Below are 13,494 nucleotides of genomic sequence, written 5' to 3' on the forward strand. Positions count from 1 at the left end.
CACGGATGGGTGGGGCGCGATCCGGGGTGGGAAGGGGGTGTTTATCAGTGCGGATGAGCAGGGTAAGGCGCAGGGGCAGCAGCTTGAAATGGGCGCGGCGATGGCCCGCTTGGAGCAAGCGAATGAGCAGTTGGACGCGCTCTCCACTGACGCTCTGGCGGCGAATGCCGATCCGGCGGACGTGCAGGCGCAGTTGACTTTACTCAAGCAAGACCTGGAACGACTCAAGTCGTCCGTGCTTCTACTCAGCGCTCCCCAGGGCATTGCCCTGAGCAGCGGGGAGCACCTGCAACTGGCTGCGCAGGGCAACGTGATGATCAACGCCGGGGCTGAGGCGGATGTCAGTGTGGTCAAGCGCTTGTTTATCGGTGTGGGGCAGGGCGTCAGTCTGTTTGTGCGCAAGTTGGGGATCAAGTTGATCGCCAACGCCGGCCCTGTGCGTATTCAGGCACAGAACGACACGTTGGAACTGATGGCGCGCAATGGCTTGGAAATCATCAGTGCTGAAGATGAAATCCGCATCGTCGCGAAAAAGAAAATCAGCCTGAATGCAGGTGGTAGTTACATCACCCTTGATCCAAGTTGCATAGAGTCCGGCACCCAAGGTAACCACAACATCAAATCGGCAAACTTTGATTACCTGGGCCCCGGCAGCCTGAAAGCCGCGCACCCGGAGTATCCGCGCAGTCTCTACAGGCAACCGCTGCGCTTCACGGTAGCGCAAACCCCCAACACCGTCGGCAAGGGCTGGGCAGGCATGCCATACACCCTCTACGCCGACAACGCTGCGATCGAGCAGGGTGTGTTCGACAAGAGCGGGCATGTGCGCATCGATCATCAAGTCGTGACCCAGCACTACCGAATCGAAATGGCCAATGGCGTGAGCTACGAGATACCGGTGCCCAGTGAATATCGCAACGCCGAGCAAGCGGTGCTGGCCAATGGCGGTTTGCACAACCATCACCTGCTGCCTTGCAGTGAGCTGAGCCAGCCCACCTCGCATACCGAGCACCGCGCCAAATACGCTGCGGTGATCCGCACGTCCAACGACCAGGAAGGGAAAACCCCATGAATGACCTTTGCACCGTCGTGCCCGTGGCCCTGCAACACACCCAACAGGCAACCTGCACTGCGCCCTGGTACCTGCAGTGCACTGAGTATCACCCGGTCGAGGCCACCTACCAGCCGCTGATCAACGGTGAAGAAGCGTTCAAGGCCGTGCATTTGGCAATCGCCAACGCCACGAGAACCATCGATATCATTTGCTGGGGGTTCCAGCCGTCGATGTATTTCATTCGCGACGGCGAGAGCCCAAGTATCGGCGAACTGCTCATGGCAAAAGCAAGAGAAGGCGTTGAGGTCCGGATATTGGGTTGGGAGTCACCGTTTAATAGCGCTGGCGCAGCCGGCGAGGCCAATCTGCCTGGCAAAGGACCGTACCGGATCCAGGACCGGGCGCTGCAACCGGCCACGGATGATCAATATGCCTACGACCAGCAGTGGTTTTCCCGCTGTGCCTTTGCCGATCATCTGGCGCCTGCCATGCGCGTAGCGCGCAATGTGCCGGTGTTTGTCAGCCGTGGTTTCAGCCTGTTTGAACGCGCGGAAATCGCCCATCAAGCCAAATATAAAAGCCTCGACCCACAGCTCAGCGTCGGCACCCTGGGCGCGCTGGCAGTGGCTGTGACCCACCATCAAAAAACCGTACTGGTCGACTATGAACGGGCCGAGCATGCCGTCGGTTTTGTGATGGGGCACAACATGCTCGACGAGTACTGGGACACGGACGAGCATACGGCGCAGAACCGCGCCGAAGGCAGTAAACCCGCACCCAATCGCGGGCCGCGTGGTGATACACCGCGTCAGGATATTTCCAGCCAGGTCAGCGGGCCGATCCTTGAGCACTTGCACCACAACTTCGCGACCGCCTGGCGCAGGGAGACCGCTGAAGACCTGTTTGCCTTGCGCCAGGCCAAGCAGATCGGCCCCACACTGCAATGCACCCCCGGCGCGACGCGCCAACTGGCCCAGCTGGTGCGCACCCAGGCGCAAGACGGCAAGCGCGACATCGAAAAGCTTTACCTGAAAGCGGTCAACAACGCGACCCAGTTCATCTACATCGAGAACCAGTAGAACCAGTATTTCCGCTGGCCGCCCCTCGCCGAAGCGATCAACAAGGCCGCCGCCGTCCAGACCCGCGCCGGACGCGATCCGGGGTTGCATGGCAGCCTGCACCTGTTCGTGATCACCAACGCCAGCGAAGATGGCGTTGGCCCAGGTGCGCTGAACACCTACCGCATGCTCGAAAGCCTTGGGCGCGGTGATGCCATCCCGCAGATCACCAAGCTGCAGCGCATCGAACAGGCCAAGGCCCACACGAGTGCACAGGCACCGACCTTGAGTGAACTGCTCGAACGCCGAGCATTGATCGCCTTGACGCGCCTGACCGATGCGCTGAGCGGTGGCGCAATCAGCGAAAAAGCCGAGGGCGCGCAGCGCGACGCCAAACTGCGCAATGAGCTACGCGAAGCCGCGCTCGAACAACAGATCCAGGCCATCGAGAACAGCACACTGGCCCCGGAACCACGGCCGGGGCTGAAGGTGCATGTGTGTTCGCTGGTGGCCAAGGACTCGCCAGCGGGTAAGCCGTGGATGCCGGTGTATATCCATTCGAAGCTGATGATCGTTGACGACGTGTTCACCACCCACGGCTCGGCGAATATCAATACACGGAGTATGCAGGTGGATAGTGAACTGAATATTGCGCATGAGTGGGGGAGTGTGACGCAGGGGTTGAGGCGGCGGTTGTGGGGGCTGCATACGGATGGGAGGGGGGATCAGGATGATGCGGCGCAGGCGTTTAAGGCTTGGCAAGACATCATTGATAAAAACATGAAGCGTCAAGAAAACAATGAGGCTCCTTGGGCCTCCCTCGTCGGGTTTTATTACGGAGAAGCTATCTTGAAGGACCTTGATTAATGCGCTTGAACCTCATGCTAGCAAGCCTGCTGTTAAACGTTTACTGCACTAGCAGTGCTCATGCTTTTCCGACGAAGGAGACCTCCTTGAACTCACTTACTGAAATCAAGGCCAAGCTGGCCTTCACTTGTGCGCACGAGCAGATTTCAACGCCTTCCGCAGAAGCAGACCAGTTGTTTCAGTACGCTCGCTGGTTGCAAAAGAACAATCTTCTAAAGCAAGACGGCGCTGTAGATGTCGAGACCGAGCGGTTGTACCGAATTGCTGCCGAAAACGGTCATTACAAGGCCAATATAAACTTGCAGAATGGCGCCTTGCGTGGAAAGTTCAACCTCCGAGGGCGTGAACATCTAAGGTTGAGCCAAGACCTGATTGATTCAGGTGTAGCAAGCGGCTATTACTTTATCGGCATCTTCCTGAAGAGTGGAACGGCTGGGTTGAAACAGGATCCGGAGATGGCTTTGCGTTACTTCCGCAAGGCTGCTGATCAGGGCAGCTCCGAGGCCCAGGCTTATGTAGCGGATAAGTTAGCGCCTCGTAACATTGCCCCGAGTGTTGCAAAGCAGATGCGTAGATGCGCCGCGGAACAGGGACATGGTAGAGCTGCCGTTATGTTGTCTATCTATCTCCAGGATGAAGAGAAGTACGACGAAGCAATGGGGATTTTGCAAATGGGCGTTATGGCTGGCGATGAAAATGCTGCTGGTCGACTTGAGAGAGCGTTCCGTGCTCCTCCTCCCAGCGACGAACTTTACTACCTTGCTCAACAAGAAGATTTAGCGCGCGCCGAGCGCTACGAAAAGATCTGGCGGACTCTCGCCAACTACTCCTATGCCAACCCCAAAGTCCCCGAAATCAACGAAATCCTCCCCTTGCCCCCAGCCAAACTGCCCGGCTGGGACGGCAAACTTCAATGGTTGGAAGCTCACCTGGCCAACATTCCACCCCCCAAGCCCAGCGAAGCACTGATCACCCAACTGGCCAACGCCAAACTCCTCGATCCCGCCACCGGCCAGGGCCTTCCGGGTTCACCGGCACTCAGCCAATCCCATCTGTCCGCGCCCAACGGCTACAGCGGTCAAATTTGCCCATTGAGCGGCTATTGGGAGGTCGGTTTGCTCTCCTAGGGTGATTCGCTGAGAGACGGAAACGGCGCACGGTATTTCAAGCAAGGCGATGTATTTCCGACGGTATGGGTCGAACGCTATCAGTCCCGCCTGTGGCCGTTCTCCGACAAAGTCACGCAGCGTGAACAAGCGGTTGAGTGGTGCCTGCTTTCGTGAAGAGTGAACTGCTCGAACGCCGAGCATTGATCGCCTTGACGCGCCTGACCGATGCGCTGAGCGGCGGCGCAATCAGCGAAAAAGCCGAGGACGCGCAGCGCGACGCCAAACTGCGCAATGAGCTACGCGAAGCCGCGCTCGAACAACAGATCCAGGCCATCGAGAACAGCACACTGGCCCCGGAACCACGGCCGGGGCTGAAGGTGCATGTGTGTTCGCTGGTGGCCAAGGACTCGCCGGCGGGCAAGCCGTGGATGCCGGTGTATATCCATTCGAAGCTGATGATCGTTGACGACGTGTTCACCACCCACGGCTCGGCGAATATCAATACACGGAGTATGCAGGTGGATAGTGAACTGAATATTGCGCATGAGTGGGGGAGTGTGACGCAGGGGTTGAGGCGGCGGTTGTGGGGGCTGCATACGGATGGGCGGGGGGATCAGGATGATGCGGCGCAGGCGTTTGATGTATGGACAGGGCTCATCAAAGAAAACAAAGACCGCCAGGATAATAAGTACAACGGTATACCCGCTACGCCGCTCATCGGGTTTTATTACGAAGAAAGAACGCCTAAGGACCTCGACTAATGCGAATTCTCATATGGCTGACATCCCTCCTGCTGGTTGCCTGTGATAGCGGCTTAGCTCCTACTCGCCCTGCTCAGAGTGTTTCTATGAATCCACTGACCGAAATTAAAGCCAAGCTGGCCTTTACTTGCGTGCATGAGCAAATTTCTGCGCCAACTGCCCAGGTCGATGAACTGTTTCAATACGCTCGTTGGTTGCAGAAAAACAATTTACTCAAACAAGATGAGGCCGTAGATGCGGAGATTGAACGGCTGTACCGGATTGCCGCCGAGAATGGTCATTACAAGGCCAATATCAACCTGCAAAACGGCAGCATGCGCGGTCATTTCAAGCTCCGGAGTGATGAGCATTTGCGGCTGAGCCAGACATTGATCGATGGAGGCGTGGCGACGGGCTACTACTTTATTGGCATTTTTCTGAAAAACGGTTCAACCGGGCTGAAGCAGGATTCGGAAATGGCGTTGCGTTATTTCCGCAAAGCGGCTGATCAAGGTAGTGCTGAAGCTCAGTACTCTGTTGCACAAAGACTGGCACCGAGCGACGTTGCACCGGATATAGCCCGACAAATGCGCCGATGCGCGGCCGAACAGGGGCATCGCGAAGCGGCCTCTGACCTAGGTGTCAACCTTAAAGGGAAGGGACTGTTTCAAGAGGCACTTGAGGTTTTCCAACTAGGGGTGGCTGCTGGTGATGAAACCTCTGCCGGCTGGTTGAGACGGACTTTTCGCGGTCCTCCACTCACCGATACATTGTATTACCTCAATCAGGAGAAAGACCTCGAACGCGCCGAGCGCTACGAAAAGATCTGGCGGACTCTCGCCAACTACTCCTACGCCAACCCAAAAGTCCCCGAAATCAACGAAATCCTCCCCTTGCCCCCAGCCAAACTGCCCGCCTGGGACGGCAAACTTCACTGGTTGGAAGCTCACCTGGCCAACGTTCCACCCCCCAAGCCCAGCGAAGCACTGATCACCCAACTGGCCAACGCCAAACTCCTCGATCCCGCCACCGGCCAGGGCCTTCCGGGTTCGCCGGCATTCAGCCAATCCCATCTGTCCGCGCCCAACGGCTACAGCGGTCAAATTTGCCCATTGAGCGGCTATTGGGAGGTCGGTTTGCTCTCCTGGGGCGATTCGCTGAGAGACGGAAACGGCGCACGGTATTTCAAGCAAGGCGATGTATTTCCGACGGTATGGGTCGAACGCTATCAGTCCCGCCTGTGGCCGTTCTCCGACAACGTCACGCAGCGTGAACAAGCGGTTGAGTGGTGCCTGCTTTCATGAAACGAAAGCAGGTACCGCTCTCCCATTTGTGACCCTATGACTTGAACCGTCCCACCAACCCATTCAACTCATCCGACAGGTTCGACAACCGTCCCGAGTCATCCTGCGCGGAGTTCGCCAGGCTTTCCACCAACCGTGCCTCGTCGTAGATCTGCTGGATATGCCGGTTGATCTCTTCCGCCACGCTGTGCTGTTCCTCGGCTGCGGCGGAGATCTGCAGGTTCTGGTCGCGGATCTCGTTCACCGACAACTGGATGCCTTCAAAGCTGTCCCGCGCGCTTTCAATGGACGACACGCTGGCCCGTGACAGGTCGAGGCAACTGCCCATTTTCTGGGTGACTTCCTGGGTCTTGTTTTCCAGGGTGCCGAGCAGGTGTTCGATCTCGCCGGTGGAGTCCGAGGTGCGTTTGGCCAAGGCCCGGACTTCGTCGGCCACTACGGCAAAACCACGGCCTTGATCGCCGGCGCGGGCGGCTTCGATGGCGGCGTTGAGCGCCAGCAGGTTGGTCTGCTCGGCAATCGCGCGGATGGTGCCGAGGATCTGGTTGATGCTGCGGCTACCGGCTTCCAGTTCGACCATGGCTTGTGACGATTCCGTGAGGCGGCGGCCGAGGCGGTTGACATTGTCGGTGGTCACTTCGATTTGCTGCTTGCCCTCGGCGACCCGGCGGTGGCCGTTCTCTGCCGACTCTGCCGCACCGCTGCACGAGCGCGCGACTTCGTTGGCGGTGGCGACCATCTCGTTGAAGGCGGTGGAGACCAACTCCACCGCCTCACGCTGGCGCCCGGCGGCTTCGTTCATGTTGTTGGCCACTTCACTGTTGACCCGCGAGGCGTTCTGCAAATTGGCCGAGGCCGCGCCGATGTGTTGGATCAACTGGCGGATCGCCGCGAGAAACTTGTTGAACCAGCCGGCCAGTTCGGCGGTTTCGTCCTTGCCCTGCACGTGCAGTTCGTGGCGCAAGTCGCCTTCGCCCTGGGCGATGGATTGCAAGCCGGTACTAACCTGGCCGATGGGTTTGACGATGACCTTGGAGAACGCCGCCGCGACCAACCCGAAGATCAGCACCAGCACCGCGACGATCGCACTGGTGAGATAGGTCATGCGCGTGGCTTCGGCCATCACTTCGTTGTATTCGATCAGGCCGACATAACGCCAGCCGAGGCCGGGGGAGGTCCAGATATTGGCCATGTAGCGCACGCCATTGATTACCACATCGGTCGAGCCCTGGGCGGTGTTCGCCAGCTGTGCGTAGGGGTCGCCGAGGTCTTTGAGCGGCTTGAAGTTGTGCGTATTGTCACGCGGGTCAACCAGCACCACGCCATCTTCGATCAACATCACATAGCCACTGGCGCCCAGTTTGATGCTCTTGACCAGCTCGGTGAGGTTCTTCAGCGAGACGCTGACCACGAACACGCCTTTGGGTTTGCCGGCGTTGTCCAGCAAGGCGCGCGCAGTGCCCACCAGGGCCACGTCGTCCTTGTCGTAGTAATACGCGGGGGTGCGCACGGTCTTGCCGGGGCTCGCCATCGCGGCCTTGTACCATGGGCGCGCGCGCGGGTCGTATTTGGCCAGTTGCGGGTCATCCGGCCATTTGGCGTAGGTGCCATCTTCGAGGCCGATGGACAGAATCGCAGCGGCGGGGTGGGTTGCACCATAACGCGCAAAGTGCTCAATGACCTCTTGTGCCGGCGCCGGCATCGGCTGGCTGGCGGCATTGGCGGGCTGGTAGTCCTTGAGCGTGTTCACGGAAGTGTATACAGGATCGGCGGACATTTGATCGACGTTCTGCGTCGTGCCATCGAAAAACTGGCGGATGTTGCCATCGATCTGGCGGATTTCACGGGTGCTGCCGTCGATAAACTGTTCGACTGCCTGGGTCCGCGTGTTCATGACGGAGATCACCGCGACCAGGCTGACCGGGATAAAAGCGACGGAAACGAAAGCAAGGACCAGCTTATTTTTTATTTTCATCGAGACAACCATCAGCGTGGAGGGCGGCCAAATCGTCGCTGCTGTGTGTGACGCGGCGATTTGCTATCACCGCTATGTCGGCGGGGGTGTCGAGAATCTTTAAGGCTTTTTTGTGTACAACAGAAAAGATGGATTGTCTGGTATCTGCTCTTGGTTCGCGGTGTAGGTGTGGGCCGATCCAGTGGTTGCCAGCCTTAACGACCTGGATGCTGAAGCCCGCGCCACCTATCTGCTGGACATGACCCGCCTCGGCAACTCTGAGCCGGAACTGCATTGCCATATCTTTCCGCGCTATGCCTCGGAACCGGATGACAAGCTGCGGATGCCTGCCTGGTGATACGCGAACTGCGCGAGGAGACCGGCGTTGTGCGCGATAGCGTTGGCGCCTGCGTGGCGGATCGGCGCTTTGCCTTGATGCTGCCCAGCGGCGAAACAGTGATGGCCATCGAACAGTATTTTGTCGTTCACGCGCACAGCAAGACGCTTTCCAAAGCCGAGTGGACCCTGGCAGAAACCCAGGTCATGGCCGACCACCATTGGTGGACTGTCAACGAGCTGAAAACCACTGCCGATACGGTTTGGCCTGAAGCGCTGATCCAGATGCTGCTAGACGCCGGTGTTTGACGCCCCTCAGCGCGTGTAGCCCGGCAACAACCGAAACGCCTCGGCGACGCGCGTTGGGTTGGGCAGTGCGAGCACACGTCGGTACAACTCCTGGTGGGCAGTGCACACCTGTGCGGGTGCGTGTTTGCTCGGGGACCGATAGCGCTCGTAGGTGCCGGGCTGGACGTGCGTGAACACACGGTTCAAGTCGGCCCGGGCCTGGGCGGTCGGAGCAATGTTCTGGTTGACCTCGGCGGCTGCTTTGACCAGTTCGCGCCGGCTGTCGCGTGCGTTTGTGAACAGCGCCTGCAAGACGTCTGGCATAGCGCCGTAACCCCCGGGGTAAACGCCTGTAAGGTAGAACGCGCAGGCCTGTTCACCGCCTTGCACCGCGGCGTCCACGAGCGACGCCTGGGCTTGCCAGAACCGCAACAGTTGCGGGGCCGGGGCCTTGCGCAGAGCGTCCTGGATCAGCCAAGTGTCGTGCTCGCGCGTGAGCTTATCGAACGCGCTGTAGGCTGTGGCCTCATCCAAGGCTTTTTGTGCCTTGGCCTTGTGCACTTCGTACTGCGCAGGCACCTCTTCGGCCAGCGTTCTGAACTGGAAAAACGTGCGCAAGTAGACATCCAGTTGCCCCGCTTCCCGTAGCCGCGCAAGGCGTGCATCGGTGAAGCCCCGGGCGTCTACGGTGGCCGATACGATGTGCTCACGCTTGAGTTCATCGATGTCCGGAAACCACATGTCTTCGCGTGCGGTCGCCAGCACTTTATCGACGAATTGTCTGGACGCGCCGTGCTTAAGCAGTGCCTCGCGATACTGTGCGACGACTAGCGTTGATTGATTGTCCGAATCGAACAACGTCGCGGCGTGGAACCCCAGCTTGCCTTCCACGCCTAGCAACCGTTGTTTGCCCGACATGAACACCAGCGCGCAGGCACTCATGCATGCGCTGTTGGTGTAGGTGGTCAACGCCTTTTCTTCGATCAGCCGCGCGATGGCCCGGGCTTCGCCGAACAGGCCGCCCGGGCTGTCCAGCTGGAGCGTGGTGACAGCGGGGTGAGCGGCCAATGCCTGCTCGAAGGCAGAGAAACTGCCGGAGCCGATGCCACCATTGAATTGGAGCTCAGTATCGCTGAGCGCAGTGATCCGGTAGGGCGGCATCGCGTTGGGGTTCATGGCCAGGCGCAGCGCAGACTTGAACGCCGGCACCACGTCGAGCACCGAGTAAACGGTCTGCACCGCCCCGACCACCACCAGCACGCGAACCACCATGACCCAGCGGTGTTTGCCACCGCGTTGGCGGTGATGCCTGGCCGAGCGCCAAACGCCAACGCCTTGCCAAACTGTGATGGCGAGCGCGATAAGCATGAACGGCACGCCTGCCAGCAACAGGGTGGCGGGGCTTGGAGGGTCACGCACCAACAGCACGTACAACGGCGTCGTGGCGAGCAGGCACAGCAGGCTGATCAATACTTCATTGATCCAGAATGCGTGCGCCAGCGGGAACTCCCCTTGCCAGTGGCGAATAAAATAGTTGCGACGGGCTTTCGGTGTGGCGGCTTCTTCCATGATGCGTGATGGTCCTTGGCGGTGTGGCCGGTTGCAGCCGCGCAACATACCAGCCATTGCCGTTGGCAAAACAGCGATTTGTTCGAATACACTGCGCGCCCCCATTTGCAGCAAGGAAGCGCTGGATGCGTTCGCTCCTCAACGGTGTGCTCATCTCTCTGGCCCTGGCCACCCCGGTCATGGCCGAACCCCGCTCGTTTTCGGTCGATGAGCCCAGTGGTCACTATCTGGTCGAAGTCTTGTTTGCGCAGGTGCCGCAAGACCTTGAGGAATTGACCCGGGCACTGGTCACGATCCGTGACAAACACACCCTGGAAATCCTCCAGCAACTGCAAACCCCCGCCGCGCAGGTGCCGCTCAACGCAGACGGCAAAACCCTCGATTGGCGCCTGGTGGGCGAGTACGGCGTGTTGTACTTTGCCGATATCGACCGCGACGGCCGTATCGACCTGGCGATCCGCAACGGCAATGGCGCCGATGCAAATTTCCAGTCCAGCTATGACGTCTACCTGCAAGACCCGCAGAAGCCCCAGTGGGTGCTCAATCGCCCATTGACCGACCTGGCCAATGAATCCAGCGGCGGGATGTTTTCGGTCAACCCCAGGGACGGCGTGATCCATTCGCAAACCGATCGTGGCTGTTGCTGGACGCGCTCGTCGCAATGGCAAATGCGCGACGCAGAGCTGGTGCGGCTGGGTTCCTACACCCAAGCAGAAGTGCCACCGACCGAGGACGGCGAAAACTCCAGCATGCCCAGCGGCTATATGCTGCGCACCACCGGCGAATGGAAGGACGGCCAATGGCAGGAAACCCCACGTCTGGAAGGGCCGGTTACCGAAGACCCGGAGATGCTCCACGGCACCCTCGACGGCAAGATCCCGGTGCAAATCTGGTATCAGCAGCAGGGCGCGGTGTTGATCGGCGAAGTGCGCTACAGCAAAAGTGGCAGCGGCAAGCCGATCAAGCTGGTGGGTGACCAGAGCGACTACGACGACAAACCCTTCACTTACCTGCATGAATATGCCGACGATGGGCGCCAGACCGGCATCTGGCGCATGACCCGGGAAAGTGTCGAACCCTACAACTTCTCCGGCACCTGGGTCAGCGGCGCCAAGGGTAATACCCCTGAACTGGCGATTCAGCTGGGGCGCTCAGACCGCGAGCCGGACCTGGACAAACTCGGCGACGTCCCGCGCGAGCAGCGCAGCGGCCATTACCAGATGCGAGACGACTTCCTCGGCCGCGATGGCGACCTGGACGTGAACGTGCTACCCGAACGTGACGCCGAGGGCAGGGAGGTCGCGGAATTCACCGTGACACTCAAAGACGCCAAGACCGGCAAGCAGATCCTCAGCGCACACCACCGCGTGCCGATGGAAACCGACAACCTGATCATCGTGCGTGAACCCCTGGCGCCCAAGGGCAACGGGCCATATCACATCCAACTGGTCAGGGACTTTGCGGTGATCAGCCACAACTCGGCGCCGGACAACATGGAGTACTTCACGGGGATGTATCGCAAGCAGCGCTCTGCACAGTGACGTGCAAGCCTGCCTGTTGCGCAAGCTCCAGGGTCGATTCGACGCTGTGCGCGTCGACGATAAACCCCACGTAGTCGTCATCGCCAGAATCCAGATGCAGGTAGCGCTTGCCGAACCCGGCCAGCCATTGGTCGAAGTTCTCCAGCACCTCCTGCATCGGCCGGGTGCCCGTGTGCTCATAGGTATAGGGCGCTTGCACGCCGCTCGCGGCCACCAGGTAGGGCGCGTGGTATTCGAATACGTCGAAGCCGCGCCAATCGACACCGAGCAGCGCCAGGTCAGCCAGCTTCTGGCCCCTTGAGCTGTCCAGTAGCCCATGGGTCAACGCGCTGGCGGGGTCCTGGTCGGCGGCATATTTACGCAGGACGCGGCGCACGAGCCGCGCGCTTTCTTCTTCCGGCGTACGGGCCAGCAGGGTTTGCGTGAACAGCTTGAGGGCCTGCTTCTGCGCGGCGTATTGCGGCGAACGCATCTCGCGCATGATCGCCGCATGGCTGGCGTCGGTTTCGTCGGGCGGTGGCATCGTGAAGCGCCCCCCGAACAAGCGAGCAAAAAATCCCATCACATTCCCTCGTCTTGATGCGAAGGTGGACGTTAGCGCAAGCGGAGGCGCCCTGTAAAAGGGCGCGTGAGAAGGGTGGGTCAGCGGTTGAAGCGTTCAACCAACGCGTATTGGGTAGCGGCGGTGTTGGTCAGTTCTTTGCTCAGGTCGGTGGACTGATGGGCCTGGATCGAGGTTTGGTCCGCCAGCCCGGCGATGGTGGTGATGTTGCGGCTGATTTCTTCGGCGACCGCGCTTTGTTCCTCGGTTGCGGCGGCGATCTGGGTGGTCATCTCGGTGATATGGGACACCGCTTCGCTGATGCCGACCAAGGCCTGGTCGGCTTCCAGTACCCATGCCACGCCTTCCTGGGCCTGGCGCTGGCCGTTTTCCATGCTGTGCACGGCGTTGTTGGACGACGCTTGCAACTGGGTGATCAGCGCGTGGATCTGGGTGGTCGACTGCGAGGTCCGCTGGGCCAGTTGCCGCACTTCGTCGGCGACCACCGCGAACCCTCGGCCTTGCTCGCCAGCGCGGGCGGCTTCGATGGCGGCGTTGAGGGCCAGCAGGTTGGTTTGATCGGCGATGCCTTTGATCACATCCACCACGCTGCCGATTTCGTCGCTGTCGCGGGCCAATTGCGCCACGGTCACGCCGGTTTCGCCGACCACCGCCGACAGGCGCTCGATGGCTTCGCGGGTATCGCGCGCCACCTCACGGCCGCGCCCGGTAAGGGCATTGGCTTGCTGGGTGGCATCGGCCGTACGCTGTACGTGGCTGGCGACTTCCTGAGTGGTGGCGGCCATCTGGTTGACGGCGGCGGAGACTTGTTCGGTTTCCACACGCTGGCGGTCCAGGCCCTGGGCGCTGGCGCTGGCCAACTGGTCGGATTGGCTGGCGAGGGCGCTGAGCTGTTCGGCGCTGTCCTGCAGGCGCGTGAGGCAGGTCTTGAGGCGCGCATCCTGGCTGAGGAACGCCGTTTCCAGGCGCCCTTGGGGGCCGCGTGCGTCGCTGTACATCTGCGCGATCAAGGCATCCGATGTCGACGGGTCAACCCCCTGCAACAGACCCAACGTGCTGCCCTGGCGCATGCGCGCGCAGAGCACGCCCACCGGCAAGGCAACGGCGACGGC

Annotated in this window: 10 protein-coding genes and 4 pseudogenes; 9 read left to right on the top strand and 5 right to left on the bottom strand. The window is 60.1% G+C overall.

All coding sequences use genetic code 11. The features are described from left to right. The 5 genes and pseudogenes from OPU96_RS04230 to OPU96_RS04250 all read left to right on the top strand — a co-directional run. On the top strand, positions 1 to 1,072 hold a 1,072-nt coding region (locus tag OPU96_RS04230; protein WP_498558690.1), incomplete at its 5' end, for a DUF2345 domain-containing protein. Then, positions 1,069 to 2,979: pseudogene (locus tag OPU96_RS04235) on the top strand (phospholipase D-like domain-containing protein). The gene OPU96_RS04230 and the pseudogene OPU96_RS04235, both read left to right, overlap by 4 nt. Before the next feature lie 86 nt (positions 2,980 to 3,065). Beyond that, positions 3,066 to 4,106, top strand: a complete 1,041-nt coding sequence (locus tag OPU96_RS04240; protein ID WP_498558691.1) for an SEL1-like repeat protein — start codon at positions 3,066 to 3,068, stop codon at positions 4,104 to 4,106. A gap of 152 nt (positions 4,107 to 4,258) precedes the next feature. Further along, positions 4,259 to 4,849: a phospholipase D-like domain-containing protein gene (locus OPU96_RS04245; RefSeq protein ID WP_498558692.1), complete on the top strand. Its 591-nt coding sequence runs from the start codon at positions 4,259 to 4,261 to the stop codon at positions 4,847 to 4,849. After that, positions 4,849 to 6,132 (top strand): SEL1-like repeat protein, encoded by a 1,284-nt coding sequence (locus OPU96_RS04250; protein WP_498558693.1) that lies wholly within the window; start codon positions 4,849 to 4,851, stop codon positions 6,130 to 6,132. Before OPU96_RS04245 ends, OPU96_RS04250 begins: the two co-directional genes overlap by 1 nt. A 34-nt stretch (positions 6,133 to 6,166) precedes the next feature. Here the strand turns inward: OPU96_RS04250 and OPU96_RS04255 are convergent, their stop codons facing one another. Then, complete coding sequence (locus tag OPU96_RS04255; RefSeq protein WP_412547885.1) at positions 6,167 to 6,934, bottom strand: methyl-accepting chemotaxis protein; 768 nt, start codon at positions 6,932 to 6,934, stop codon at positions 6,167 to 6,169. Between the two features lie 135 nt (positions 6,935 to 7,069). Further along, positions 7,070 to 8,107 (bottom strand): annotated as a pseudogene (locus tag OPU96_RS04260) (cache domain-containing protein); the annotation flags it as partial. On the opposite strand from OPU96_RS04260, the gene OPU96_RS04265 reads away from it, so the two are divergent. The 3 genes and pseudogenes from OPU96_RS04265 (at position 8,025) to OPU96_RS04275 (ending at position 8,731) form a co-directional block, all read left to right on the top strand. After that, a complete protein-coding gene (locus tag OPU96_RS04265; RefSeq protein WP_498558828.1) occupies positions 8,025 to 8,210 on the top strand; it encodes a hypothetical protein in 186 nt (61 codons plus the stop codon). The pseudogene OPU96_RS04260 and the gene OPU96_RS04265 overlap by 83 nt on opposite strands. 72 nt (positions 8,211 to 8,282) lie before the next feature. Further along, positions 8,283 to 8,441, top strand: a pseudogene (locus OPU96_RS04270) (HIT family protein); the annotation flags it as partial. 32 nt (positions 8,442 to 8,473) lie between these two features. Next, on the top strand, positions 8,474 to 8,731 hold the full coding sequence (locus OPU96_RS04275) for an NUDIX hydrolase (RefSeq protein ID WP_498558694.1): 258 nt from the start codon (positions 8,474 to 8,476) through the stop codon (positions 8,729 to 8,731). A gap of 6 nt (positions 8,732 to 8,737) precedes the next feature. Here the strand turns inward: OPU96_RS04275 and OPU96_RS04280 are convergent, their stop codons facing one another. Next, on the bottom strand, positions 8,738 to 10,279 hold the full coding sequence (locus OPU96_RS04280) for a COG3904 family protein (RefSeq protein WP_498558695.1): 1,542 nt from the start codon (positions 10,277 to 10,279) through the stop codon (positions 8,738 to 8,740). 125 nt (positions 10,280 to 10,404) lie between these two features. Between OPU96_RS04280 and OPU96_RS04285 the strand changes: the two genes are divergently transcribed. After that, positions 10,405 to 11,820 (top strand): XAC2610-related protein, encoded by a 1,416-nt coding sequence (locus OPU96_RS04285; RefSeq protein ID WP_498558696.1) that lies wholly within the window; start codon positions 10,405 to 10,407, stop codon positions 11,818 to 11,820. Here OPU96_RS04285 and OPU96_RS04290 read toward each other — a convergent pair. Both OPU96_RS04290 and OPU96_RS04295 read right to left on the bottom strand, forming a co-directional pair. After that, entirely contained in the window at positions 11,783 to 12,382 is a 600-nt protein-coding gene (locus tag OPU96_RS04290; protein ID WP_498558697.1) for a DUF6630 family protein, read from the bottom strand. The genes OPU96_RS04285 and OPU96_RS04290 overlap by 38 nt on opposite strands. Positions 12,383 to 12,462: 80 nt before the next feature. Continuing rightward, positions 12,463 to 13,407, bottom strand: a pseudogene (locus OPU96_RS04295) (methyl-accepting chemotaxis protein); the annotation flags it as partial. Between the last annotated feature and the right edge of the window lie 87 nt (positions 13,408 to 13,494).

The sequence above is a fragment of the Pseudomonas sp. RP-B7 genome, assembly GCF_059803535.1.

What these genes read in the sequence shown, in the direction of transcription:
- OPU96_RS04285 (WP_498558696.1), top strand. Translation starts at nt 10,405, where the DNA reads ATGCGTTCGCTCCTCAACGGTGTGCTCATCTCTCTGGCCCTGGCCACC.
- OPU96_RS04265 (WP_498558828.1), top strand. Translation starts at nt 8,025, where the DNA reads ATGACGGAGATCACCGCGACCAGGCTGACCGGGATAAAAGCGACGGAA.
- OPU96_RS04255 (WP_412547885.1), bottom strand. Translation starts at nt 6,934, where the DNA reads ATGAACGAAGCCGCCGGGCGCCAGCGTGAGGCGGTGGAGTTGGTCTCC.
- OPU96_RS04290 (WP_498558697.1), bottom strand. Translation starts at nt 12,382, where the DNA reads ATGGGATTTTTTGCTCGCTTGTTCGGGGGGCGCTTCACGATGCCACCG.
- OPU96_RS04280 (WP_498558695.1), bottom strand. Translation starts at nt 10,279, where the DNA reads ATGGAAGAAGCCGCCACACCGAAAGCCCGTCGCAACTATTTTATTCGC.
- OPU96_RS04250 (WP_498558693.1), top strand. Translation starts at nt 4,849, where the DNA reads ATGCGAATTCTCATATGGCTGACATCCCTCCTGCTGGTTGCCTGTGAT.